Source organism: Legionella quateirensis (genome assembly GCF_001467955.1).
GTDB lineage: Bacteria > Pseudomonadota > Gammaproteobacteria > Legionellales > Legionellaceae > Legionella > Legionella quateirensis.
Genome location: NZ_LNYR01000006.1, coordinates 110750 through 134520, shown reverse-complemented (window position 1 = coordinate 134520; position 23771 = coordinate 110750). Strand labels below are relative to the sequence as shown.

The following is a 23771-nucleotide window of genomic DNA, read 5'->3' as shown; positions in this document are numbered from 1 at the left end:
TATTATGGCTGAAATGAAGCAATACTATGGCACCGGCCGTAGAAAAAGTTCAACAGCTCGTGTGTTTTTACGTCCTGGTAAAGGTGAGATTAAAGTTAATAATCGCACTCTGAAAGAATATTTTTGTCGAGAAACTTCTTGTATGGTTGTAATGCAGCCTTTAGAAACTGTTGACCTTCTTGATAAATTTGATATTTACATCACTGTAGTTGGTGGTGGTGTTTCTGGTCAGGCAGGTGCTGTTCGTTTAGGAATAGCCAGAGCATTAGTTGCTTATGATGAGCATGGACTGGCAGAAGATGCTGAGCCAAACCCTGATTCATTCCGTAGAAAGCTTCGTGCTCGTGGTTTGTTAACTCGCGACTCACGTCGTGTGGAAAGAAAGAAAGTGGGTCTGCACAAAGCACGTCGAGCTACTCAGTACTCCAAACGTTAATTATTTCTTTTTTAAAAAAACCCGCTTTATGCGGGTTTTTTTTTATTTCTATCAAAATTGTCCATCAATCCGTTTGAAAATGTGTATTTCTTTGTTATAAATAAGTTTATCTTAAATCAGGACGACATGACGGTGAGTGAAACTACTGATCTGAACCAGGAAGTGGATAAGAAACCAGAAAATCCATTAGATGAAGAACGACGTCGATTTTTGTTAACTTCTACCTGTGTTTTGGGCGGCGTTGGCGCCGTTTGTGCTCTAACTCCTTTTGTGTCTTCCTGGTTGCCTAGTGCTAAAGCACAAGCAGCAGGCGCACCTATACAGGTTGATTTGTCTAAAATGGAACCTGGGGAGCAAGCCATTGTTGAATGGCGGGGAAAGCCAGTCTGGATTATCAGGCGAACGAAAGAAATGCTCCAACACTTAAATGGCGATGACACACGATTGCGCGATCCCGAGTCTTTAGTAGAACAGCAACCTGAATATGCTAAAAATAAATACCGATCAATTAATCCTGAGTATTTGGTTTTAATCGGTATTTGTACCCATCTGGGGTGTTCTCCTAAATATAAACCTGATTTGGGCGAGCTGGGACCTGATTGGCCAGGAGGCTTTTTTTGTCCATGTCATGGATCCACTTTTGATCTTTCGGGCAGGGTTTTCAAAGGTGTACCTGCACCTATAAACTTGGAAGTACCTCCATATCACTTTATCAATGAACATACGATAGTGATCGGTGAGGAAGCAAAATAAGGATTGAACCATGAGTGGGCTGGTCAACTGGTTAGATGCGCGTTTTCCCCTGTTAAGCACCTGGAAAAGTCATTTTAGTACTTATTATGTCCCGAAAAATTTGAACTTTTTTTATTTTTTTGGTTCCTTGGCCTTAGTGGTTTTGGTCAATCAATTGGTAACCGGCTTATGGCTTACCATGTTCTATACCCCCAGTGCGGATCAAGCGTTTTCTTCTGTTGAATATATTATGCGTGATGTTAATTATGGTTGGTTATTACGCTATATGCATTCAACCGGAGCGTCTGCCTTTTTTATCGTGATCTATCTCCATATGTTTCGTGGTTTGCTTTATGGATCCTACCAAAAACCAAGAGAATTAGTATGGCTATTAGGCATGTTTTTATATTTATTGCTCTTGGCCGAAGCATTTTTTGGCTATTTATTACCTTGGGGGCAAATGTCCTATTGGGGGGCAGAAGTCATTACATCGTTATTCGGTGCAATACCCTACATCGGTAAAAGTTTGGCTGTTTGGTTAAGGGGCGATTTTTCTGTTGCAAACGCTACCTTGCAACGTTTTTTTGCCTTACATGTCATTGGTATTCCTATTTTAATGTTAATTCTGGTGTTTATGCATATAGTAGCCCTGCATAAAGTAGGTTCAAATAATCCTGAGGGAATTGAAATCAAACACAGTGTCGATGACCAAGGAATCCCATTGGATGGAATCCCTTTACATCCCTATTATTCAGTTAAGGATTTTTCTGGAATTATTGTGTTTTTAATCGCGTTTTTTGCGGTTGTATTCTTTGCCCCTGAGATGGGCGGATATTTTTTAGAGCACGCGAATTTTGTTCCAGCGAATCCTATGGTAACCCCTGAGCATATTGCTCCAGTCTGGTATATGGCTCCGTTTTATGCAATTTTAAGAGCGATTCCAGATAAACTCTGGGGTATTACCTGCATGCAATCAGCCATATTCATTTTATTTTTCATTCCGTGGCTGGATCGAAGCAGAGTTCGTTCCATGCGATATAAGGGAATGTTTTCCCGAGTGAGCCTTGCTGTCTTTATCTTGAGTGTTTTGCTTTTGGGATATTTAGGAACAGCTCCGGTTACTCCGGTTCGGTTATTGTTGGCCAGAATGGGAACGGTTATATATTTCTCTTATTTTATTTTCATGCCATTGTATAGTCGATTGGAGTCAACGAAACCCGTTCCTTCCCGAATAGGTGAATCATGATAAAACATATATCCTTAGTGATTGTCTTTATCCTTTTGTTCAATATGGCTCCGATGGCAAAGGCAGAAGATAGGCCAATGCAATCCGTGACAATAGACTTAAAAGACAGAGAGAGCTTGCAACGAGGCGCAAAGCTGTTTATGAATTATTGTTCCGGTTGTCATTCATTAAAATACATGCGTTACAATCGAATGGCGACTGAATTAGGCTTGACGACTTTTGATGGCGCTCTTGATGAAGACCTGTTAAAAAATAATTTGATTTTTACTGAGGCAACGATTTATGACCCCATCCGTATTGCTATGCCTCCTGAGGATGCAAAGCAATGGTTTGGTATGGTTCCTCCTGATTTATCTTTAAGTGCTCGCGATAGAGGTCCTGAGTGGATTTACACTTATTTAAAGAGTTTTTATTACGATGACTCGAGACCTTTTCGTACAAATAATCTACTTATTCCTGATGTTGCCATGCCCAACATTTTAGAGCCATTGATAGGAACTGTAATATTGAAGAAAAATTCAGCATCACATTCCTCGGATTTAATACTTCTGGAACCGGGTGAAATGTATCAGGCAGAATTTGATAGTGCGGTAAAAGATTTAGTTACCTTTCTGGTATACGTCGGTGAGCCAGCTAAAATGGTTCGCTATAAGATAGGTGTATTTGTCATACTGTTTTTATGTGTTCTTTTTATTTTTGCGTATCGTTTAAAGAAGATTTACTGGAAAAGAATAAAGTAAAATGCGTTCATGGTTATATTCTGATTAGAATAATATATTTGCAAAAATGAATTAGATTTTGGCATAAAGTCACCCAGAAGGGTAAAAATGTGGTAGAATGTTGCTCTTTGAACTGTAAAATACGGAAGCTATTTTTCGGGCTTTCATGAATCGATAGGAGTTGCTAATGGCAATTGTTGCAAAGCGCACCATAATGTCTTTATTTTCTGATGTTGACGATGTTTATAGTCATCAGGTACGGATAGTTTTAGCTGAAAAAGGCGTTAATGTAGAAATTCTTGCAGTAAATCAGAACGAGCCAGGTTCAGATCTATTAGCGATTAATCCATATGGGACAGTTCCTACATTAATTGATAGAGAGTTGGTTCTTTATGAAGCGCGAATTATCATGGAATATCTGGACGAGCGTTTTCCTCATCCTCCATTGCTTCCTGTTTATCCAGTTGCCCGTGCAGAAACACGTAAAATGATGCATCGGATTGAGCAAGACTGGTATTATTTAATGAATTACATTTTAAAAGATGAAAATGCCGAGCAGGCTCGAGCCAATTTGCTCGAGAGCTTAACCAGCCTGGATCCGGTATTCGCTGATAAGCCTTATTTTTTAAGTGATGAGTTTTCTTTACTGGATTGCGCTTTAGCTCCATTATTATGGCGTTTACCAAAATTAGGTTTGGAACTTGCCCCCCAATTTAAAGGAATAATCTCTTACATGCAGCGTGTATTCAAACGTGATTCGTTTCAAACGAGTTTGACCGATGCCGAGAGACAAATAAGAGCCGCATAACATGCCAATGACACCAAATAAACCCTATCTGATTCGCGCTTTTTACGATTGGATTGTAGATAATGAGTTGACACCTTATATTCTGGTTGATGCGACTTATCCTAATGTTCAAGTTCCCAAGGAACATGTTCGTCATGAGCGAATTGTATTAAATATTTCACCATCTGCTACTCGCGGTCTTTTATTGGAAAACGATCGTATAGTATTTACCGCTCGATTTTCTGGTCAAACGGAACAGATATTTGTAGTTCCGAACGCGGTATTGGAAATTTATGCTAAAGAGAATGGTCGAGGCATTGCTTTTGCAATTGAAGAAGGTGAAGAGCCCCAACCACCCGCAAGCCCACCGGATTCAGAAGCTGCCGCAAGAAAAAAACCATCATTAAAATTAGTAGAGTAAGTTATCCGGGTTTCTGAGCAATGAGGAACCCGAAGCTTCCTGATATGTTGTGATATTGGATTTCTTCAAGGTAAAAATTCACCATCTTATAGTTTTCAGGTGAATAAGTACTCTTCAAGTATAGATTTCGGAGCAACAGGTGACCAAGCCAGAAAATGCCCTTTATCGTTGTGAGCACATAAGAGCCTGCGAACAGCAAGCCATGCATTTATATCAATTGGATGAACATGAATTAATGTCCCAGGCTGGAGCTGAGGCATTTATGTTCGTTCAGGGGCATTTTCCTCATATTCGTCATATAGCCGTATTTTGTGGCTCAGGAAATAATGCGGGCGATGGGTACGTATTTGCCAGGTTAGCCCACGAGCATGGATTATCGGTAGTTGTTTATCAATGTAAAGCCATAGCCGATTTACCGCCTGCAGCCAAAAATGCTGCAAATAAAGCCATAGATGCAGGTGTCGATTGCCAGTCTGCAGATGAGCCTTTGGATAGCGAAGTTGAATTAATCGTCGATGCACTTTTGGGGATCGGATTAAATGGTCCCGTTCATGGTGTTATTGCCACCGCCATAAATCAAATCAATTCCAGCGGATTACCCGTTGTATCTTTAGACATTCCCTCTGGATTAAATGCAGATACCGGGCAAGTAGAGAATTTCTGTGTGCAAGCAACTGCAACACTTACTTTTATTGCGCTTAAATCAGGAATGTATACTCTGGATGGGCCTGATTATTGTGGTGACATTTATTGCAGCACTTTAAATCTTGAATCTTTAGTTGAGAAATTTCCTCCCTATGCAACTCTGTTAAGTGAATCGATAGTGCCTTTGCCATTACAACCGAGAAAAAGAAATTCTCATAAAGGTGATTACGGTCATGTTTTGGTTATAGGTGGTGGACCGGGTATGCCGGGGGCTATCAGTCTGACTGCAAAAGCAGCCTTGCGAATTGGTGCTGGAGCCGTAACCATTGCTACCTGGCCTGATTACGCAAAAACTGTTTTACCTATGATACCGGAAGCCATGATTTGGGGGGTAAAATCAGCACATGATTTAACTCCTTTAATAGATAAAGCCAGCGTCTGTGTTATTGGGCCAGGGCTTGGAGAAAGTGACTGGGCAAAAAACCTGTTTTTAGCTGCAATTACTTCACAATTACCCATGGTTATAGATGCATCGGCATTACGTTTACTTTCAGAACATCCTCAAGTGGATGATAATTGGGTGTTAACACCTCATCCTGGCGAGGCAGGAAGTTTACTTTCCTGTTCAACTAAAGAAATTCAAAAGGACAGATATCAGTCCGCGATGACAATACAACAACAGTATGGTGGCGTTGTTGTATTAAAAGGGACAGGTACAGTAATCCAATCGGCTGAAGGACATCGTTTTATTTGCCCTAAGGGGAACCCTGGTATGGCTACTGCTGGAATGGGAGACGTATTGAGTGGTATTATTGCTGGACTGTGTGCTCAAGGATTGTCACTAATTGATTCGGCAAAGCTGGGCGTCTGGATTCATGCTGATGCTGGAGATCATTGCGCAAAAAGCAAGGGTGAGGCAGGTCTCCTGGCAAGTGATTTGCTGCATGTCCTCCCCAATATATTGAATTGTATTAAGCCATGATAAATAACGATATAGATAAAATAATGATACTGGATTTGCCCGACGAACAGGCTAGTGTGCGTTTTGCAAATCAATTGGCCTCATGTTTGGCTCCTCCATTAACACTGTGTTTTAGTGGGGAAATAGGTACTGGCAAGACAACAATAATTCGAGCAATGCTAAAAAGGCTGGGAATACAGTCTGCGATTAAAAGCCCTACTTTTTCATTGGTAGAAAGTTATTTATGTGATGATGTTCCTGTGCATCATTTTGATCTGTATCGTATACACCATGAAGATGAATTAGAGTATTTGGGATTCCGCGATTATTTTTCCAGAGACAGTATTTGTTGTATCGAATGGGCAGAACATGCTGGAAATGCATTGCCACAGGTTGATATTCGTTTTAAATTAGTTATTAAAGGGGCTGGTCGCGAAATGCAAGCCGTTGCATCAAGCGTAGCTGGTAAAAGAGTTTTAGCTTGCCTGGCAGGTGAATAATGAATATGCGAGCATGGGTTTTTGGTTGGCTATTGTGTATAAGCTCTGCTTCAGTTTGTGCCGCACAATTAAACAATATTACGGTATCACCACAAGCTGGAAAAACGTCACTGTTTATTACAGTGAATGGTCCGTTTACTCATCGGCTGTTTACCCTAACTAGTCCAAACCGTGTTGTATTGGATATGAATTCGACACGTCTGGAGTTTAATCTGAAGCAACTCGGATTAAACGGAACACTTATTAAACAGATTCGCAGTGGACTATCTGATTCTAAAACTTTAAGATTGGTTTTTGATGTAAATCAAAATGTTCAGGTAAGGTCTGTGCCCTGGGAAAATAAGGGAATTCGCATTGATATAATAGCCTCAGGCACTTCTCCTGTTGTACATCAGACCATGCCGAATAAGCCTGTTAAACCCACAGTGAAACCCGCATTGGCGAATAATACAGCCCCGATTACAAACACTCCTCAAGTCGTGAGCTCCAATCAACCAGCAATAATGCATACTCAACCTATAAAAGTCCCTCACAGCCCATCAAATAAATATTTAAGAGATGTTGTGGTGGTTCTTGATGCCGGACACGGAGGTAAAGATCCTGGTGCACGAGGTCCTGGTCGGAGCAGAGAAAAGGATGTTGTTTTGGCAATTACGCTCAAATTAAAACAATTAATCGACAGACAACCAGGAATGAGAGCGGTATTGACCCGTTCTGGCGATTATTATGTCGGGCTTAGACAGCGATTGGATATTGCCAGAAAATATAATGGAGATGTGTTTGTATCCATTCATGCCGATGCGTTTAACAATCCTCATTCTAATGGAGCGTCAGTATTTGCTTTATCTCAGCGAGGAGCAACCAGTGAGGCTGCGCGATGGCTTGCAGAAAAGGAGAACTATTCTGAGCTGGGAGGAGTCAATCTTGGGGAGCTGGATGATTCAAACGGAGTCGTTCGTTCTGTATTAATTGATTTATCTCAAACAGCAACAATTAACTCAGGTCTGCAAATGGGTGGCAGGGTATTGAATCAATTGGATAATTTTACTAACTTGCATAATAACAAAGTAGAGCAGGCGGGTTTTGTTGTCCTTAAATCAACTGATATACCTTCAATTCTGGTAGAAACAGGATTTATTTCAAATCCCAGAGAAGAACGTAATCTGACCAGTTCCGCCTATCAATCTCGTTTAAGTCAGGCGATTTTTCAAGGTATTAAAGGGTATTTTTGGGATAACCCACCTCATGGCACTCGTATAGAGGCAATGACTTCAACTCATTATCACATCGTCAGATCTGGGGATACTTTGCCGGGGATTGCTTCTCGCTACCATGTAACGGTTGAGGCACTGCAAGCAATGAACGGTATTTCAGGTAAATCAGCCCTTAGACCAGGTCAAAAATTAGTGATTCCTTCTGCATGGGTATGAGAATACATCAATTACCTGCGGTAATTGCAAATCAGATTGCCGCCGGAGAGGTTATCGAACGACCCGCATCAGTAGTTAAAGAATTGCTGGAGAACTCATTAGATGCAGGTGCCAACAGCATCATTATAGAGATCGGATATGGCGGCTTGAATCAAATTAAAATCAGCGATAATGGCACTGGTATAGTCGCAGAAGATTTGCCTTTGGCTGTAGCGGCACATGCAACCAGTAAAATTACAAAACTTGATGATTTATATGCCATTGACAGCATGGGGTTCCGAGGAGAGGCTCTGGCCAGTATATCCTCTGTAGCTAAAGTCACTATAAGTTCAAGACCTGCTCATCAAGAGCACGCTATGATGCTGCGGATTCAAGGCACCGATATCAGTGTATCCCCATGTGCGCGAAATGTAGGAACTACTATAGATGTTGTTGATTTATTTTTTAATGCTCCGGTACGAAAAAAATTCTTGAAGGGAGAAAAACTGGAGTTTCAGGCCATAGAAATGGTGGTTAAGCGTTTCGCATTAAGTGCTCCAGCTATTGCCATAACTTTGAAACATAACAATAAACAGGTCTTGTCTTTAGCTCCAGCATTAAATGAGCAGGCAAAAGTAAACCGGATGACAAAAATATTTGGCTCTGCTTTTATGAACGATGCTCTTTATCTTAATGTCGAAATGGCCGGAATGAGTCTCCAGGGCTGGATAAGTGGCCCTGGATATCAACGCAGTCAGAATGACAGGCAATGGGTGTATATTAATCAACGAATGGTTAAGGATAAATTAATCAATCACGCACTTAAACAGGCTTATGATGGTCTTTTGCATCCAGGCCGGTTTCCTGCTTGTTTATTGTATTTTGATCTGGGTAGTGCTGAAGTAGATGTGAATGTACACCCAACAAAACATGAAGTACGATTTCAACAACCGCGTTTAATTCATGATTTCTTTGTTTCCCAGTTGCGCAAAGCTTTAGGTACAGCTGCTGTAACCAGTCATGTAGAATATGAGCATATTACTGAGTCGAATACAGTCCAGATGCCAGGTATTTCTGAACCGGTTTCCTATATAACTGAGCCGAGAAGAAACACGACTGTGCCTAATTTTTCTGCTTTAAGCGAGTTAAATTCCGAGCCTGTTTTCACTCCATCTCGAAATGGCAGAACCACTGTATTGGGAGCTTCATCTGAACTTGAAGCCTCCTGGGTTATTTTAAATAATCAATACATTCTGGTCTTATTAAAACAGCAACCCTATATTGTTGATATCGTGGCCTTTCATCAGAAATGGGTCCAAAGTCAGTTAGGTCATGCAACGTTACCCTTAGAGAGCAGACCATTATTAGTGCCAGTTACCTGTTCAGTACCGAAACAGCCTAGCCTGGGAATGGATGAGTTAAAATATTACCTGGCTCAATTGGGAATTCAGATGGAACTCTTTAAAGAGAACAGTATACTCATTCGGACAGTACCCATTAAATTACCTTATTTAGATCTGAATATGTTTATTCATTCGTTTTTTGAATTGAACGAGATTCATTTTAATACATTGCTTGAACTTTTGAGCAAGAGTCAGATTTTTGATCCAAAGTATTTTAGCCTGGAAGAGCGCATGGAATTAAATAACCTGTTGCTGCACGCTCAACATCAGGAAATAAAATATCAGGATGCCTTTAAAGCCTTAACTATTGAGGATTGTCGGATGTTGTTGCATGACTAATTTGATTTTTTGTTTGATGGGACCAACTGCTTCAGGAAAAACGGGTTTAGCCTGCGAACTGGTGCAGCATCTCCCCTTTGAAATTATCAGTGTTGATTCAGCCATGATATACAGGGAGATGAATATTGGCACCGCGAAACCGTCAAACCATGAGTTGCTACGTGCGCCTCATCATTTAATTGATATTAAGGATCCTGTTGAATCGTATTCAGCCGCTCAATTTTGCACTGATGCGACAACCCTTTGTGAGTCAATCATCAAAAAAGGCAAAATACCCTTACTTGTGGGTGGAACCATGATGTATTTTAATGCGTTGCAAAAAGGTTTATCACAGTTGCCTGAAGCTGATGAATCCATGCGGAAGCAATTAGAGGATGAGGCTGCCCATAAAGGATGGGGCGCTCTTCATCAAAAACTGCAGGAACTGGATCCGGAAACTGCACGTCGTATTCATGCTCATGATGCACAACGTATCCAAAGAGCGTTGGAAGTTTATTATCTATCCGGGGTTCCACTATCTCGTTTTCTTGCTCAAGAGAAGACGCAAACAAAATTTCGTTTTGTTAATTTTGTTCTGTTTCCTGAACAAAGAACCTGGCTGCATGAGCGAATCGCTTTGCGTTTCAAGCAAATGTTACAGGATGGGTTGGTTGAGGAAGTACAACAGCTGCAAAGTCGTTGGAATCTGGATCACGATTTACCATCCATGCGTTGCGTTGGTTATCGGCAGGTGCTTGAATATCTGCAAGGTGACTTTGATTATTCGTCTCTGGGCGAAAAAGGTATTGCTGCAACCAGACAATTAGCTAAACGACAACTTACCTGGTTGAGACATTGGGAAGATGTCCTTCGTTATGATCCGCAAAATATGACTTTTAGCGATGAGATTCTAGCGAAAACAAGGGAAATATTAGATAATGAGTTTTCTTAATTTATATCATGCCGCAAAGGAACAACATGTCAAAATCAACTAAAGAACCGGCAAGCACCAAAAAAAATTATGTCGTACATCGTAGTGAGTTACCACTAAGTTGTCCAACGGATGAAATGGAGTTATGGAACGCGCATCCCAAGGTGTATTTACCGATTGAAAAAACCGGGGTAGAAGTATGTCCTTATTGCGGTTCCCGATTTGTGTTACAAAATGATTAAGTCCATTTGTATTGTCAGGCTCTCTGCTTTGGGAGATGTCCTGATGCTGGTTCCATTAATCAGAACTCTGCAAGCCAGTTTTCCAGATACTCAATTAACCTGGATTATTTCCCGACCAGCTTATGATCTAGTAGAAGGCATGGAGGGTGTTGAGTTTATCGTTATTAATAAACCCCAAAAAATTGCGGATTACTGGCAATTTAAAAAACAGATGAGTGGACGTCAATTTGACATTTTATTAGCGCCACAAGCAAGTCTCCGAACCAATTTACTTTATCCTTTAATCAAAGCAAAACGTAAGATTGGTTATGATTCTCATCGTGCCAATGATGCACATGGATGGTTTGTGAAAGAGCGAATCAGTCCAGGGCAGGAACATACATTAGAGGGGTTTTTAAAGTTTGCGGAACCTTTGGGTATTCAGGAAAAAGTAATTCGTTGGGATTTACCTGTTTCTGCCGCTGATTATGAGTGGGCGCAAAATCATGTGCCATTGAAAGATCCCATCCTGGTTGTTAATCCTGCTGCCAGTAAACCAGAGCGAAGTTGGCCAGTAGATCGGTACATCGCACTTTTACAACAGGCTATAGAGCGATGGCAGGTTCAAATAGTGCTGACAGGGGGACCAGGAGAATACGACCGTTTGTTGGCTGATCAGATACTTCAAGTCATCCCAGCGACAAATCTGGTTGGAAAAACCAAACCCAAGCAATTACTGGCGGTTATCAGTTCAGCAAAGGCCGTTCTTTGTCCAGATACCGGTCCATCACATATGTCTGCTGCTGTAAATACACCTGTTGTTGCTTTGCACGCAGTCACCAATCCGTTAATTTCAGGACCATATACATTTCAGCATTTGGTTGTTAATCGATATCCACAGGCAGTGGAGACCGTTTTGGGGTGTTCTCTTGCTCAGAATGTATGGGGTACACAAGTGCATGGAGATGAAGCCATGAAACTCATTACTGTGGATGATGTGATGGAACAATTAGCCCGAATTTTTTAACCACTTTATAGAGAAAGGTGACTTTTCTCTATGATCTGATTTCTCAGGAGCTTAGGATGCAGCTTTCTAATGATCAATGTGATTTCTTTTTCACTAATGGCTATTTGGTAATTCAAGATTTTTTTACAAAAGAAGACTGTGATATTTTGCAGGATAGAATAAAGACCCTTATCCAGAATAATCAAGATGAAATTCCCAAAACAGTGTTTTCGACTCAAACTAACGAGCATGCTAAAAAACAGTATTTTTTAGATTCAGGCGATAAAATCCATTATTTTTTTGAAGCGGGCGCTTTTGATGAGCAGGGAGTTCAAACACGTCCTTTCGAGCAATCAATTAATAAAATCGGTCATGCCTTGCATGAGCTCGATCCGATTTTTAGACAGTACTCTCGTGATGAACGGATTAAAAATATTGGCCATCAACTCGGTTTGAAGACGGTAGGATTGGTTCAGTCCATGTATATTTTCAAACAACCAGGGATAGGAGCAGAGGTCCTTTGTCATCAAGACAGTACTTATATTTACGGGCAAAATAGTGATGCTCTTGGGTTCTGGTTCGCTCTTGAGGATGCCACTTTGGAAAACGGTTGTCTTGAAGTGATCCCAAGTCCTGATAATACTCCCTTAAAGCAACGCATGTTTCGTCAGGACAATGATATTTACTTTGAAGAGTATGATGAGTCGCCCTGGCCTGAAAATAACAGTATTCCCTTACCTGTTGCAAAAGGAACATTGATTTTATTGCATGGAAGAGTTCCTCATAAAAGTAAGGCAAATTTATCAGCGCTATCAAGGCATGCTTATACTCTGCATTTGGTTGATTTAGCTTTGCCTTACCCCGAGCACAATTGGTTGCAGTGGCCAAATGGAATTCCAACTTTATAGTATGAGTGTAAGATTAAATGGAGCCTTGCTCTGGCTCCTTGCATACTGATAAACGGGAATTGTCTGAGTTGTTATCGTTAATTCCAATTAGTACTTGGAACCGGATGTTTGACTTGTGTTGTTTCAATTAGGGCTTGGTGATGTCCTTCGCAAATGTTTATTGTTTTCACAAAATAGCATGGTACTTCCAATAACTGCTGCAGGCATGACCAGGATATTTACTATCGGTATAAAACTGACCAGATTGATACATGTCCCAAAGCCTAATGAACGCATTTTATTATTTTTTACATTCTGTTTCAGGTCTTGAAAACTCACTAAATTATTATCCATAGCGAAGTCTTGATATTGGACACTGATCATCCATGAGGTGAACAAAAACCATAAGAAAGGATACACAGGTTGGATAAAGGGTACGAAAAATAAAAGACAGATACCGAAAAAACGTAGTAAATAGAATTTTAAAAACTCTCCTTGACGTTTCATTGTACGAAGTGCCATTTTAAAAAAAGGAAGTGATGGCGGCCTACTGTTGTAAAGAATAATTTGGGTTTTTTCTGCTAATAAGCCATTAAAAGGAGCCGCTATTACATTAAATACTACCGTAAACAAGGAGAAAAACAGTAAGAAAAAACTGATTATAAAAATAATAAAAAATATCCCACTGAGAACGCTTAGCCAGGAGGGTAACTTGTCCAGATAGTAGGATGTGAAAGAGAACACATAATGATAAGTAAAATAAAATAATCCCGCGAACAAGATAAAATTTAAGGCCATTGGCACGATTATAAATCGCTTCAGACCATGAGTGAGAAGATGCTGAAAACCTTGTAGTAAATAGAGCATGCCATGAAAAAATTGATTCATTATAACTCCTGAAATTTGTGATTATTCTAAACTATTTAAAACAATTTAATACTGAGGAAGAAATTGAATACTGAATTTAGTCAGGCCTTGGTGCAAAATACTGTTATCTGAACTACACTAAACAATATAATTTTTTCAAGGATGATTACAATGGCCTCTACAAAATCAAAAGTTGATATTAAAAATAGAAATACCAATAGTTCTCATGTTGCTGCAGCTGCAGAAGATTTAATTAACGAAGGCAAAAAATTTGCTAACGAAGTGTATCAAGAAGGCGTTCATAAAGTATCTGATGCTGAAGAAGTCGTTAAAGAGTACTCAGATAAACTAGTACAGAAAATTCAAGAAAAACCGCTTACTTCAGTACTCGTTGCTGCAGGAGTAGGAGTGTTATTGGCTGCATTATTAAGAAAATGATCAAAGTATTGGAGCATTTAGAAGGTTATATTTCTGAATATTTAAATCTTTATAAGACTTTTTTAGCATTACTAAAATGTGAGGCCAGACTGGCAGGGCAGAGTATTTATCCCTTAGTTTTAACTATTTGTATGATATTCGTTATCCTTCTTTCAGTATGGTTTTCAACAATGATATTGTCAGGATATTATTTATTTAGAGTACTGGGAAGTTTTGCTCTAACCTGTTCTTTAATATTGGTTGTCAATGTCATCATCTTATTCGTTTTAATGAAATACTTAAGTATTCATTTAAAAAATATGAGTTTTGTAAATACCAGAGAATTTTTTTCTAATAAAGAGCCTAATACACATGAACTCACGGAAGAAAACGAAACTAGAGATAATGCTAATAACAAATCGATTAAAAAATCACCAACATCGATTACAAATGCATAAAGTGTATTTAAGAAATGTCATTCATCAATACGGTGTTCTTATCGCCGTAGTTTTAAGTCCAACTATTTTTATTGCAATTAAATATCGTAAATCAGGACGCTTCTTCAGTGTGTTATTTAATACACTTGCTGTAACGGCACCTCGTTTGTTGGTAAAAAATCTTGGGAAAGCGAATACTGTGCCCATTATTTTAATTCAAACATTGGTTACCGCTGGATTTACGTTCCTATCGAATAAAATAAAGCGATAATGTGATCCTGGAGAACTGTTTATGGGCGTTTTAAGACAGAATTACTCTCAACTTCATTCAAATCAATAGTCAGATGATCGGATACAGAGGGTATAAAACAATGTGCTAACCCTCTCGCAGCAGGTTTCGCCAGACACATTCCAACGCACAGACTCACGAAAAAGGTAACCGGTATGGTGCAGATAAATGTTAATTGAGTAGAGGGGGTTGTTTCGGCCGCTTTAAGAATAAAATAGGTTCCTACATGTAAACCACTGAACATCATAGAAAAAGTACATGATGAGACTTTTACGAAGCATTCACTTGAAGAGAGCCTCTCGGTACAATCATCAATATTATCATGGCGTTCTTGTTTTTTTTCTTTATAAACAGTTACTTGCTCATCGACCTTTTGCTGTATGGTTGCATTAACATAATCATCGTGTATTTCAGGTGGCATACCTTTGTTGTGCAGGGTAAAAAATAAACTGGGGTTTGTTTTTGCGATTGCATTGGCTGACAGAATTTTTAAACTTTGAATTCCAGGTTTTTCTTCTGCGGTTACTAACTGATTCACTACTTCTGCTGGCATTAAAATCAACCTCGTCTATTTTTTGCCTTATTGTCACTTTTTTGATATCGAATTGCAATGATGTACAGTAATTGATTAAGATGTCTTCTGTGGTTTATCAATGGTGCGGTTTATTCAACTTGCCATCCCTGACACGCGTTATAAAATGCATGGTTCTGTTTGAGCTTAATTAAGTTTGGATTCACTCATATCAGATATTACATTCTAAACCAGATCTATCTTCTGTATTTTGTTGCACTTTATTCGCTTCAGATTGAGGCGCTGATACAATCTTCCATAGATACCCCGAATTGAGGGGGGGGGAGTTAGCCTCAGTGCTATTAAGTGTCTCAAAGTATTCATTAGATGCTGTGATCTGATGGACTGGTGAGTGTTTCTTTATCACTTGATGAGATGAGCCAAATACCTCTTGAGGCTGTTGTGTTTCCTGAAGTTGTTTGACCGGTTGTTCTTTAAAACGATAGACATTGAGCAGAATGAGACTGGCTTGAATTGCCATTAATGCGACCCCAACTGCTGGATTCAGGGTAATTCCAACAGCTACCAGTAACCCTCCAGCGACCAGTACCGCGGCTATATTATAGCCAAGACTAAAAAGTAAATTCTCTTTTATATTCGATACCGTTTGTTGAGAAACAGCAAAGGTACTAATTATAGGCAATAAGGTGCCATTTTGGATTACTGCACCAGCATGTTGTTGGGTTAATTCATCACTATCCTGAGAGAGCACGGCAATGCCCAGATCACTGGCGGCTATGGCTCGGGCATCATTGGCGGCATCTCCCACCATGGCTACTTTATGTCCTTTGAGCTGTAAGCCTTTTATGTAAGCAGGTTTGGATTTATCGCCATTTTCCAGATCAGTAGCAACAGCGTTTGCATGGATGTTGGTTATGCCTAAGGCCTTGGCATAGCGTAATGCCGTTTTTTCGTCGGCTCCGGTACATAGATGTACTACCTTGCCCATGTCAGTCAATGTTTTGATGGTTTTAAATGCATCTTTTCGTAGGGGATCGGTAATAATAATATATCCAATCAGATTCTTTTCTTCAGCCATAAATACAAGGCTATCTCCAGCTTCCAACTCAAGATTTGCTTCTATGGATGTTGTTGAAATACCAATCTCATTCATTAGAGAAGGACTGCCTATGGTGTAATCTTTGCCATTGATGCATCCAAAGATGCCTGAATGATGTGAGTCATTGGGTTTTGTAACAGAAAATGTTCGAGAACTGTTTTTATTGCAATAAGCATGGATTGATTTACCTACGGGATGTGTTGAGCTTTCTTCCAGTGCGGAGCACAGAGCCAGAAAATCATCGGGAGAGATATTGGCGTTATTAATAACAGAATAACGTTTTACTATTGGAACTCCTGTAGTTAATGTACCATTCAGATCAAATACTATGGTATCTATTTGCTCCGCTTCTTGCAGAATTTTAGAATTTTTAAAGTGTACTCCATGCTCTGCTGCTTTATGAATTCCAGTTTTTACTGCCAGAGGGATAATTAAGCCTAAGGTGCAAGGACATGCTGAAACCAGGACAGATATGGCACATTGTATTGCGATTGCAGCAGGGAAGAATATACCTATTATAATACCGGAGGTAATGGCCAAGGTGATGACCGCAGGAATAAAATAGGCAAGAAGTTTTCCTGTTTTTATCTCCAGTGGTGCTTTTTCATTGATGGATTGTTCGATACCCTCATCAAGTCGTGCAAGATAGGATTGTTTTGCTGGTCTCAGCACGCGAATTTTTAAAGAAGGAACCTCATCTGCCAGCCGCATACCCGCAAGTACTTTTTCTCCCGCACGAAAATGTCTGGGCAAAATTGCGCCGGTAATGATCGTGGTATAAATAATACTTTCATTTTCACAAAGTCCGTCCATTGGGATAATTTCACCTGGAAATAGTACAATGAAGTCATCCTTCTTAATTTGATGCAAATCCATATCTTGCGTACCGTCAGGCAATGACAATCTCACTTGTTTTGGGGCTCTGTCTTGAAACTGTGCTGAACTGATTTTTTCTTTGATAGTTTCTTCTATAGCAATCCCAATATGTCTAAAGCCATAAATAAGCAATCCTGCTTCAAACATCATAGGAAGCCATGGTATAAAAAATGAAGTAAGGGATACCACAATCACAGAAATGGTGCTTATGGCAAATAGAGTGTCCATGGTTAAGGTTTGGGTAGTAACGAATTTTTTCCATGCTTCAGAATAGGAACGCGCTCCAAGCAGCAGTGTTAACACGATACTTAGGCCAGCAAGCGGGAGCATGGCAAGTAATGGTAATCCTCCCATGGTCAGAGACAGTACCAGTAACGCTATTCCGGAAATACATCCTGATGCCCCGAGAAACCAATGAGACGCAAGAATTTTTTTTCCCAAATCAAATAGCGTGTTGGAGGATTCTTTTTTTGGATTGGTATTTTGTTCTAGTTCTGGAGTGGTCGTTTTTTCCTGGGCATTATGTTTGTTATTTGGACTGTAGTTATATGTTTCGCACTTGTACCCAATATCTTCAATATGGCCTTTAATATCGTTCCAAATGCGTTGGTGATTTTCTTTAGCAGGGTCAATCTCGGGGTTTTTAAGTATTATCGTCGTTTTTTTGGGATCCTGAGTTGAGAAATCAACATGAAAGGAGTCAATTTCCGGGATTTTAGTTGCTTTTAGATAAGCTTCAATTCCGTTACTGCAACTCGCGCAGCTCATCCCACTGATATAAAAAACATAGGGTTTGGACATAACTGCTCACTGATATAAGGGTTAACTCATCCTGAGATTAATTATTCCTTTGCAGGTAATTTCAATATTCGTTTAAAATTTTGATTGGAATAATACCATATCAGCTATTTTTTGCACCTCTGTTTTACTGATTTTCATTAAAGTGAATCAATTAATGCACATTCAGAAGAAAATCAATTTGGAGAATTTTTCTTGTTCAGCAACAAAAAAATGCTATCCTGGCAATTTAATGCAACCATTGCTTAGGAAATCCGATGTGACTTTCAAGTGACATACATCGGTTTTTTGCAGATTTAAGCGTTTTGATTCGATTATTGTGTACGCTAAAATTGTTTTGGATGAATAAGCTCCTGGATTGTTCCAGGAGCTTCAATGAGGATATTATTCACTGGTATCTGAAGTAGTGGACTCAGCATCACTACCTTGAGTGCTAAAATCGGCAGATGGTTCACTTGCTTTTAAATTCTGCATCAACATGATTGTATTCGTTAATAGAATTCGCTCCTGCAATTGACGATCCAAATACATTTGATAGTTAATTTCTGCCAGTAATACGGCAATTTCTTTTTGAATTGTCGCTGAGGAAGCTGTATCCAGCTGCTGCATCCACTGTGTTGGGAGTCCATCTTTGCCAGTTTGTGCTTTAGGATTCAATATTCGCCATGTTGCCATATTAAATTCACTTAATGCCTGCGATACCACTGGTGAGCTATTGCCGCCTGGAGAGGGTTGTTCTTGAGGCAATCGTTTGGACATTATATAGTATAAATTGCTAATACCAACGGAGCTTTGCGCAGCGTACACTCTCAGGTTGTTAAAGTAGCTGCTCAATGTGGCTTGGGCTTGCATTTGCTGAGCATCAGGAGGATTGGCTCCAGCGTTTTTGGTTGCCAATATATATAAATCGCCATAGTCCTTCAATTTGGGCAAAGAGGATGGTGATACCATTCCAGAAGCATAGCGTATGAAGTTATTTGCTATCTGAGCTTGATTTTGTGCAGTTAAACCTGGAGATGACCCTGGTTTTGACACGGATTGCATTGCATCTGAGGAGGGAATTTGATCGTTTGAATAGAGTAATGGGGCTATCAATGAGTTGCTATTAAGTTGATTGATGAATTTTTGATTGTAGCCATAACTAAAGAACTCTGTTGCTTGAGGAATATAGCCAGCCGTATTATAGATTACTTTATCTTGATACTTATACTGACAATCTCCTTTATTCCAGGCAGAAGCATCATTATTCATACAATAAGAAAAATCAGGGGTGCCTAAAATATTAAAAATTGCCTGACTTACCGGGTCTGGTAAGAATGAACCTTTATTTGAGGTTGGCTGATCAAGCAAAGGAGAAGCAGTAACATTATTATTGTTTGAGGAGGAGTCGCCAGCATAATTCTTGAACGTTGTATTGGCAAGATCGTTTAAACCCTTGGCACCAGGAGTAGCGGTTGGTACAAATTGTTTTACTACTTGATTCATCGCGTTTACAGGAAGAGCCCCAAAAAAGGTACTAAATAGATAATTTTGAAAGAGACTGGCATCGACTTCGTTTAGTAATGCTGCAGTATAATTTTCTGGAGGGGTTGGAGGATTTTTAGTTGTTAAGTCAAAGCCCAGATAGTTTCCCAGATTTTTTAAATACGTGGTCAAATCACTGTTATTTGTGGTTGGAATTGGATCGTCCATAATATTCCCTGTAGCAGTAACAACTACAGAATAACTGGTAAGGCAAAACAACGTAACTAGTGAACATTTTGACATTAACTTCATTATTCATCCCCTTCAAGTGCGCGTAAAACGAGTTTCAGGCGGTATTGACAAAAAACTCGCGACAATAAACGTAAACGTTCAAATACTATATTTCTTTTCAGGAAAAAGCCGGCAGGATCATGACTGCCAATACTGGTTTCCTCGGCATGAATTAATACCCTGGAAGCACTTCCGGGGTGAACAGTATCTATTGCCTGAAGTAAGCGTAGTCCTCTACCTGATTTAATGTTTCCTACAATACGGATAAATTTTTCTTCTTCAGCCATTATTCCCAGGTCAATTTTTTCGATATCATCCAGTTCTTTACCCAACTGAGTCATTGCTTCTTCAAACTCAGGATTTCCATCAAGAGTCCAGTCTTCAACACTTTCCATAAAGGTAATTACTCTGTAAATCATGGGGTCTAAATATTCAAACCAGTATTTAGCAGATGCTTCGTGACTGAGATCAGGCATTTTTTACTCTTTTTTTACTGTGATAAGTTGATGGACGAATCCACTACATACTACTATAGTATATTATGAAGGGTAAAAGTCCATTATTAAAAAAGTAAAAAATATGAAAAAGAAATCAGGTACTAGGATTGGTAGTATTTTCAAGCGAATCATCAACATTCGCGCATGGTCTGATTGGGACAGAATGAAGGCATTTACCCTTTATCTTCTAAATGGATTCAAGCGTTTATTCGTAACTCAGAAGGAAGTTGAAGTTGAATCTTTTGATTCGGCTGTAGATAAGCTGAAATTATCTGATGCTGACTTGGTAATAAAACAAAATGCATTATTGCGTTTAAGCATTGTTATGTTAGCAGCTGCCTTTATGATTTTTATTTATATGGGATATCAATTATTTTACGGATCGTTTAAAGCCACAATTGTGAGTCTGGTTGTTATGCTGATCGCACTGGTTTTGGCATTTCGTTATCATTTTTGGTATTTCCAAATTAAACACAGAAAATTGGGTTGTACTATTAAAGAATGGTACAGGCAAGGTATATTGGGGGAGAAAGAATGAATAAACTGGTTTTAACTGTTCTCCTGACCTTGTGTCCCGCTTTGCTTTTCGCTGCCGACTCCGCTGCTTTGAGTTTTGCTCCTCCGGCAAGTGATCTTTCCGTCATTTTTCTGGGTAATCTATTTGGTGTGGTTGACGGCGTGCTGCATGGCACAGGAAGCCAGATTATGGGCACCATGTTTGGCGTATTCAACTCCGCAGTATTAGCATTGGGTGGAATCATCATAATGTACACCCTCCTGGTGTCTACTATGAATACTGCCCATGAAGGGCAGATGCTTGGACAAAAATGGTCTTCAATATGGATCCCTTTGCGTTCCACTATGGGATTGGCTTTATTAATTCCCAAAGCCTCTGGCTATTGCTTAATGCAGATTTTTGTCATGTGGGTCATTGTACAGGGGATTGGTGCAGCAGATAAGGTATGGGAAGCTGCTTTGGGTTATTTAAATCGGGGAGGGGTCATCATCCAGGCGCAGACGAATCCAGCAGATGCGTTGACCGCGTCATCGACTGGTGGTGTTTCCGATGGGGCAATGACTATTCTTGCGGGCCAAGTGTGTATGTTAGGCTTGCAAAATAAAATAGAAGCACAAAGGAAAAGTTATCTGGAGTCGCAAGCGAGTGATGTAGGCCCTTGCTCAGGAAATCCTACTACCGCCATGGATAATTTTTGCAAAACATCAGTTCAAGATTTTTTAGGAACAGTTAATGCGGTGATGACACAGAGTAATAATAAAGGAGCTAACAGTTTTACGCTTCCAATGCCCAATTTTGATTCCACTTCACCTTTGTATTTTTTAAATGGGATTTGCGGAACCCTTAAATGGAACACGATAAGTGATTTGGTCGATCCGAATAAAAGCTCGAGTTCTACCAGCCCTAATCTTTATAAGCAACTTACAGCCTCTCAACTTGAAACAGCGCAAATGTCGAGAGCGATTGCAATTCAGCAAATGTATATAAGTTTATCTACCGTGGCTCAGGTTATCGTTAATAATGATCCTGACTTAGCCAGTACGAATCCTGGAACTACATCAACAAATTTCTCAAAGGTTGCCAAACAACAATTCGGTGTACCTTATACCGCTCAAGGTCAAATATGTACTGATTATTCACAAAATTGCGAGATTTGGGGGCCAGTACCGACGCCAACAGGTACCAATTCAGGCGTACTGTTTAACGGAACGGAATTTTTAGGTGCGATTACTGATTATAACGCCATAATGATGCCAACGCTTAATCTTATAAAGCAGGCAAATGATGTAAACAATGATAATTCTTCACGTGATTTTATCAATAAAGCGACAAATCAAGGTTGGATTCTGGCCGGCTCTTATTTTTTCGATTTGGTGAAATTAAATGGTAATGCAATAACTGGCTCCAATCAATTCGATACTAATACGGGTTTGGATACGAGTACTTTTGATCCTACAAATTTGGTTTCGAGCTTTGGTGAAAAGAATAGCTGCTCTGGACCCTATGCTTTATTATGTACCTGGTTTGCAGGTGATAAGTCTCCTTTGGATAAAGTACAGGCAGTAATTAATGGGTCTACGATAGGTGATTTAGTTCAGAAACCCAGTTTGAAGGATGATGCTCAACGTAAGGTAATCGGCAATCTGCAGTCATCAACTGTTTATGGGTTCGTTAATAACTCTGTGATGGTTCGATTACCAGGGCAACCAGGGATAGCACCTCTTCAATTTGCCAATATGATGAAGTTCAGCATATCTACTGAACAATATTATTTGCCAAAAGGTGATTTTGATTGCGGTCGAGTTAGAATATTGTTCTTCTCCTTTTGTTTAGGAAGGATGTTTGGAAATTTATTTTATAATGCCATTTTCAGAAACTTATATAATATGCTTTTGAAAATGTTTTCTGACATTATTAACCAGGTGGTTATGGCCTTCTTGATGGTTCCTTTGGAAGGAATGAAGGAAATATTTAAAGCGGGATTGATGAAGGTTTCCGAGCCGGGGATAAACCCGATCGTTGCTCTGTCGAATATGGGAATCTACTACATTAATTTCTCGGCTAATCTATGGCTTATGCTAGTTAATATAGCCGTAAGTAGTGCTATCTTGTTTCCTTTTGGATTGTTTATATTTGCGTTAATCGGATTAGCCATGCCACTGTTACTGGCATGGGTTGGAACCATGGTTTCGGTAGGATTTGTTACCGCTTATTATATTCCGGTCTTGCCCTACATGATTTTTACATTTGGAACGATTGCCTGGCTCATTGCGGTGATCGAGGCCATGGTCGCGGCGCCTATCGTTGCTTTAGGGGTTACTCATCCCGAAGGTCATGATGCATTTGGTAAAGGTGAAGCAGCCATTATGATTTTGATGAATGTGTTTTTAAGACCCTCCATGATGATCATTGGATATATTTCAGCAATTGCATTGTCCTATGTAGGCATTTGGATACTGAACGCAGGATTCGATCATGCGATATCGTTTATTCAAACAGGTAATTATGACTTGGATAAATCCGGTACCAAATACGGGGGTTTCCAATTGCCGGGTAAGGAAAATTTTGATACTGGTGGTTCCGGTACAGGAGGTTATGGTTCAATCGGTTATACTGATTGGGCAGGTGTTTATGCGTATTTCTTCTCTATACTGATATATACCACCACATACCTTATTATTGTTCAAAAAGCATTTACTCTGATTTCATATTTGCCAGACAAGGTATTAAGATGGATAGGCGGTACGCCAGAAAGTTTGGGGCAGGAAGCCGCTGGTTGGGGTGATGAGTTGAAAGCCGGGGTAAAAGCAGGTGCTGAACAGACTCAAGGCGCACAAGCACAAATGGGACAAAAAATGGGGGCTATTGCCGATAAGAAACTTGGCATAAACAGTCAAGCTCTTTCTGGAGGGGGCGATGCGTCTGCTTCAGGTAGCAGCTCTTCATCTGGTGGTGGAGGCGGCGGCGGTGGCGGCGGTGGTGGCGGCGGACCTGCGAAAATGCCAGGCGGTGGAGCTGGTGCCGAATAATATCAAATCAATTTATAAGGCAATCGGTCACATGGA

The 23771-nt window shown here is 39.9% G+C and carries 24 protein-coding genes; 19 read left to right on the top strand and 5 right to left on the bottom strand.

Annotated elements, in window-relative coordinates; all coding sequences use genetic code 11:
- Positions 1-4 precede the first annotated feature (4 nt).
- From rpsI to Lqua_RS03015, 14 genes are all read left to right on the top strand, one after another.
- Complete coding sequence (gene rpsI, locus Lqua_RS03080) at positions 5-436, top strand: 30S ribosomal protein S9 (RefSeq protein WP_058472819.1); 432 nt, start codon at positions 5-7, stop codon at positions 434-436.
- Positions 437-562: 126 nt separating this feature from the next.
- The gene (gene petA / locus Lqua_RS03075; protein WP_058472818.1) at positions 563-1189 is read left to right on the top strand and encodes a ubiquinol-cytochrome c reductase iron-sulfur subunit; all 627 of its coding nucleotides are present in this window, start codon (positions 563-565) and stop codon (positions 1187-1189) included.
- 10 nt (positions 1190-1199) lie between these two features.
- Positions 1200-2414, top strand: coding sequence for a cytochrome b (locus Lqua_RS03070; RefSeq protein ID WP_058472817.1), 1215 nt, complete (start codon positions 1200-1202; stop codon positions 2412-2414).
- 44 nt (positions 2415-2458) lie between these two features.
- Complete coding sequence (locus Lqua_RS03065) at positions 2459-3154, top strand: cytochrome c1 (protein ID WP_420798050.1); 696 nt, start codon at positions 2459-2461, stop codon at positions 3152-3154.
- 166 nt (positions 3155-3320) lie between these two features.
- On the top strand, positions 3321-3941 hold the full coding sequence (sspA, locus tag Lqua_RS03060; protein ID WP_058472815.1) for a stringent starvation protein SspA: 621 nt from the start codon (positions 3321-3323) through the stop codon (positions 3939-3941).
- Between the two features lies 1 nt (position 3942).
- Positions 3943-4341, top strand: a complete 399-nt coding sequence (locus Lqua_RS03055) for a ClpXP protease specificity-enhancing factor (RefSeq protein ID WP_058472814.1) — start codon at positions 3943-3945, stop codon at positions 4339-4341.
- 139 nt (positions 4342-4480) lie between these two features.
- Positions 4481-5968: an NAD(P)H-hydrate dehydratase gene (locus tag Lqua_RS03050; RefSeq protein WP_083501238.1), complete on the top strand. Its 1488-nt coding sequence runs from the start codon at positions 4481-4483 to the stop codon at positions 5966-5968.
- Positions 5965-6447, top strand: coding sequence for a tRNA (adenosine(37)-N6)-threonylcarbamoyltransferase complex ATPase subunit type 1 TsaE (gene tsaE, locus Lqua_RS03045; RefSeq protein ID WP_058472813.1), 483 nt, complete (start codon positions 5965-5967; stop codon positions 6445-6447). The genes Lqua_RS03050 and tsaE overlap by 4 nt, the downstream gene beginning before the upstream one ends.
- Positions 6447-7877, top strand: a complete 1431-nt coding sequence (locus Lqua_RS03040) for an N-acetylmuramoyl-L-alanine amidase (protein WP_058472812.1) — start codon at positions 6447-6449, stop codon at positions 7875-7877. The genes tsaE and Lqua_RS03040 overlap by 1 nt, the downstream gene beginning before the upstream one ends.
- On the top strand, positions 7868-9598 hold the full coding sequence (gene mutL / locus Lqua_RS03035; RefSeq protein ID WP_058472811.1) for a DNA mismatch repair endonuclease MutL: 1731 nt from the start codon (positions 7868-7870) through the stop codon (positions 9596-9598). Before Lqua_RS03040 ends, mutL begins: the two co-directional genes overlap by 10 nt.
- The gene (miaA, locus tag Lqua_RS03030; protein ID WP_058472810.1) at positions 9591-10529 is read left to right on the top strand and encodes a tRNA (adenosine(37)-N6)-dimethylallyltransferase MiaA; all 939 of its coding nucleotides are present in this window, start codon (positions 9591-9593) and stop codon (positions 10527-10529) included. The genes mutL and miaA overlap by 8 nt, the downstream gene beginning before the upstream one ends.
- 26 nt (positions 10530-10555) lie before the next feature.
- Positions 10556-10750: a zinc-finger domain-containing protein gene (locus Lqua_RS03025; RefSeq protein ID WP_058472809.1), complete on the top strand. Its 195-nt coding sequence runs from the start codon at positions 10556-10558 to the stop codon at positions 10748-10750.
- Positions 10743-11756, top strand: coding sequence for a glycosyltransferase family 9 protein (locus Lqua_RS03020; protein ID WP_058472808.1), 1014 nt, complete (start codon positions 10743-10745; stop codon positions 11754-11756). Before Lqua_RS03025 ends, Lqua_RS03020 begins: the two co-directional genes overlap by 8 nt.
- A 56-nt stretch (positions 11757-11812) precedes the next feature.
- A complete protein-coding gene (locus tag Lqua_RS03015) occupies positions 11813-12643 on the top strand; it encodes a phytanoyl-CoA dioxygenase family protein (protein ID WP_058472807.1) in 831 nt (276 codons plus the stop codon).
- 123 nt (positions 12644-12766) lie between these two features.
- Here the strand turns inward: Lqua_RS03015 and cysZ are convergent, their stop codons facing one another.
- Positions 12767-13510, bottom strand: a complete 744-nt coding sequence (gene cysZ, locus Lqua_RS03010) for a sulfate transporter CysZ (RefSeq protein ID WP_058472806.1) — start codon at positions 13508-13510, stop codon at positions 12767-12769.
- Between the two features lie 150 nt (positions 13511-13660).
- Between cysZ and Lqua_RS03005 the strand changes: the two genes are divergently transcribed.
- Genes Lqua_RS03005 through Lqua_RS02995 form a run of 3 tightly spaced genes read left to right on the top strand, consistent with a single transcriptional unit; the run spans position 13661 to position 14614 of the window.
- Positions 13661-13927 carry a DUF883 C-terminal domain-containing protein gene (locus tag Lqua_RS03005; RefSeq protein ID WP_058472805.1) on the top strand — a complete coding sequence of 89 codons (267 nt, stop codon included), beginning with the start codon at positions 13661-13663 and terminating at the stop codon, positions 13925-13927.
- Between the two features lie 8 nt (positions 13928-13935).
- Complete coding sequence (locus tag Lqua_RS03000) at positions 13936-14364, top strand: hypothetical protein (RefSeq protein WP_133141078.1); 429 nt, start codon at positions 13936-13938, stop codon at positions 14362-14364.
- Complete coding sequence (locus tag Lqua_RS02995; protein WP_058472803.1) at positions 14357-14614, top strand: hypothetical protein; 258 nt, start codon at positions 14357-14359, stop codon at positions 14612-14614. Before Lqua_RS03000 ends, Lqua_RS02995 begins: the two co-directional genes overlap by 8 nt.
- 19 nt (positions 14615-14633) lie before the next feature.
- Here Lqua_RS02995 and Lqua_RS02990 read toward each other — a convergent pair whose 3' ends face one another.
- From Lqua_RS02990 to icmW, 4 genes are all read right to left on the bottom strand, one after another.
- Positions 14634-15185 carry a hypothetical protein gene (locus Lqua_RS02990; protein ID WP_058472802.1) on the bottom strand — a complete coding sequence of 184 codons (552 nt, stop codon included), beginning with the start codon at positions 15183-15185 and terminating at the stop codon, positions 14634-14636.
- A 190-nt stretch (positions 15186-15375) separates the two neighbouring features.
- Positions 15376-17940, bottom strand: a complete 2565-nt coding sequence (locus tag Lqua_RS02985; RefSeq protein WP_058472801.1) for a heavy metal translocating P-type ATPase — start codon at positions 17938-17940, stop codon at positions 15376-15378.
- A gap of 381 nt (positions 17941-18321) precedes the next feature.
- Positions 18322-19713 carry a type IVB secretion system protein IcmX gene (gene icmX, locus Lqua_RS02980; RefSeq protein WP_058472800.1) on the bottom strand — a complete coding sequence of 464 codons (1392 nt, stop codon included), beginning with the start codon at positions 19711-19713 and terminating at the stop codon, positions 18322-18324.
- A complete protein-coding gene (icmW, locus tag Lqua_RS02975) occupies positions 19713-20168 on the bottom strand; it encodes a type IVB secretion system protein IcmW (protein ID WP_058472799.1) in 456 nt (151 codons plus the stop codon). Before icmW ends, icmX begins: the two co-directional genes overlap by 1 nt.
- 103 nt (positions 20169-20271) lie before the next feature.
- Here icmW and icmV point away from each other — a divergent pair, with 103 nt between their 5' ends.
- Both icmV and dotA read left to right on the top strand, forming a co-directional pair.
- Complete coding sequence (gene icmV / locus Lqua_RS02970; RefSeq protein WP_058472798.1) at positions 20272-20727, top strand: type IVB secretion system protein IcmV; 456 nt, start codon at positions 20272-20274, stop codon at positions 20725-20727.
- Positions 20724-23735, top strand: coding sequence for a type IVB secretion system protein DotA (dotA, locus tag Lqua_RS02965; RefSeq protein ID WP_058472797.1), 3012 nt, complete (start codon positions 20724-20726; stop codon positions 23733-23735). Before icmV ends, dotA begins: the two co-directional genes overlap by 4 nt.
- Positions 23736-23771 lie beyond the last annotated feature (36 nt).

Excerpts from the sequence above, each read along its gene's own strand:
- icmV (WP_058472798.1), top strand. The coding sequence starts at position 20,272 with ATGAAAAAGAAATCAGGTACTAGGATTGGTAGTATTTTCAAGCGAATC.
- icmW (WP_058472799.1), bottom strand. The coding sequence starts at position 20,168 with ATGCCTGATCTCAGTCACGAAGCATCTGCTAAATACTGGTTTGAATAT.
- Lqua_RS03015 (WP_058472807.1), top strand. The coding sequence starts at position 11,813 with ATGCAGCTTTCTAATGATCAATGTGATTTCTTTTTCACTAATGGCTAT.
- Lqua_RS03070 (WP_058472817.1), top strand. The coding sequence starts at position 1,200 with ATGAGTGGGCTGGTCAACTGGTTAGATGCGCGTTTTCCCCTGTTAAGC.
- Lqua_RS03055 (WP_058472814.1), top strand. The coding sequence starts at position 3,943 with ATGCCAATGACACCAAATAAACCCTATCTGATTCGCGCTTTTTACGAT.
- Lqua_RS03040 (WP_058472812.1), top strand. The coding sequence starts at position 6,447 with ATGAATATGCGAGCATGGGTTTTTGGTTGGCTATTGTGTATAAGCTCT.
- Lqua_RS02995 (WP_058472803.1), top strand. The coding sequence starts at position 14,357 with ATGCATAAAGTGTATTTAAGAAATGTCATTCATCAATACGGTGTTCTT.
- miaA (WP_058472810.1), top strand. The coding sequence starts at position 9,591 with ATGACTAATTTGATTTTTTGTTTGATGGGACCAACTGCTTCAGGAAAA.
- petA (WP_058472818.1), top strand. The coding sequence starts at position 563 with ATGACGGTGAGTGAAACTACTGATCTGAACCAGGAAGTGGATAAGAAA.
- Lqua_RS03020 (WP_058472808.1), top strand. The coding sequence starts at position 10,743 with ATGATTAAGTCCATTTGTATTGTCAGGCTCTCTGCTTTGGGAGATGTC.
- icmX (WP_058472800.1), bottom strand. The coding sequence starts at position 19,713 with ATGAAGTTAATGTCAAAATGTTCACTAGTTACGTTGTTTTGCCTTACC.
- Lqua_RS03025 (WP_058472809.1), top strand. The coding sequence starts at position 10,556 with ATGTCAAAATCAACTAAAGAACCGGCAAGCACCAAAAAAAATTATGTC.
- mutL (WP_058472811.1), top strand. The coding sequence starts at position 7,868 with ATGGGTATGAGAATACATCAATTACCTGCGGTAATTGCAAATCAGATT.
- Lqua_RS03065 (WP_420798050.1), top strand. The coding sequence starts at position 2,459 with ATGGCTCCGATGGCAAAGGCAGAAGATAGGCCAATGCAATCCGTGACA.
- cysZ (WP_058472806.1), bottom strand. The coding sequence starts at position 13,510 with ATGAATCAATTTTTTCATGGCATGCTCTATTTACTACAAGGTTTTCAG.
- sspA (WP_058472815.1), top strand. The coding sequence starts at position 3,321 with ATGGCAATTGTTGCAAAGCGCACCATAATGTCTTTATTTTCTGATGTT.
- tsaE (WP_058472813.1), top strand. The coding sequence starts at position 5,965 with ATGATAAATAACGATATAGATAAAATAATGATACTGGATTTGCCCGAC.
- Lqua_RS02990 (WP_058472802.1), bottom strand. The coding sequence starts at position 15,185 with ATGCCAGCAGAAGTAGTGAATCAGTTAGTAACCGCAGAAGAAAAACCT.
- Lqua_RS03005 (WP_058472805.1), top strand. The coding sequence starts at position 13,661 with ATGGCCTCTACAAAATCAAAAGTTGATATTAAAAATAGAAATACCAAT.
- rpsI (WP_058472819.1), top strand. The coding sequence starts at position 5 with ATGGCTGAAATGAAGCAATACTATGGCACCGGCCGTAGAAAAAGTTCA.
- dotA (WP_058472797.1), top strand. The coding sequence starts at position 20,724 with ATGAATAAACTGGTTTTAACTGTTCTCCTGACCTTGTGTCCCGCTTTG.
- Lqua_RS02985 (WP_058472801.1), bottom strand. The coding sequence starts at position 17,940 with ATGTCCAAACCCTATGTTTTTTATATCAGTGGGATGAGCTGCGCGAGT.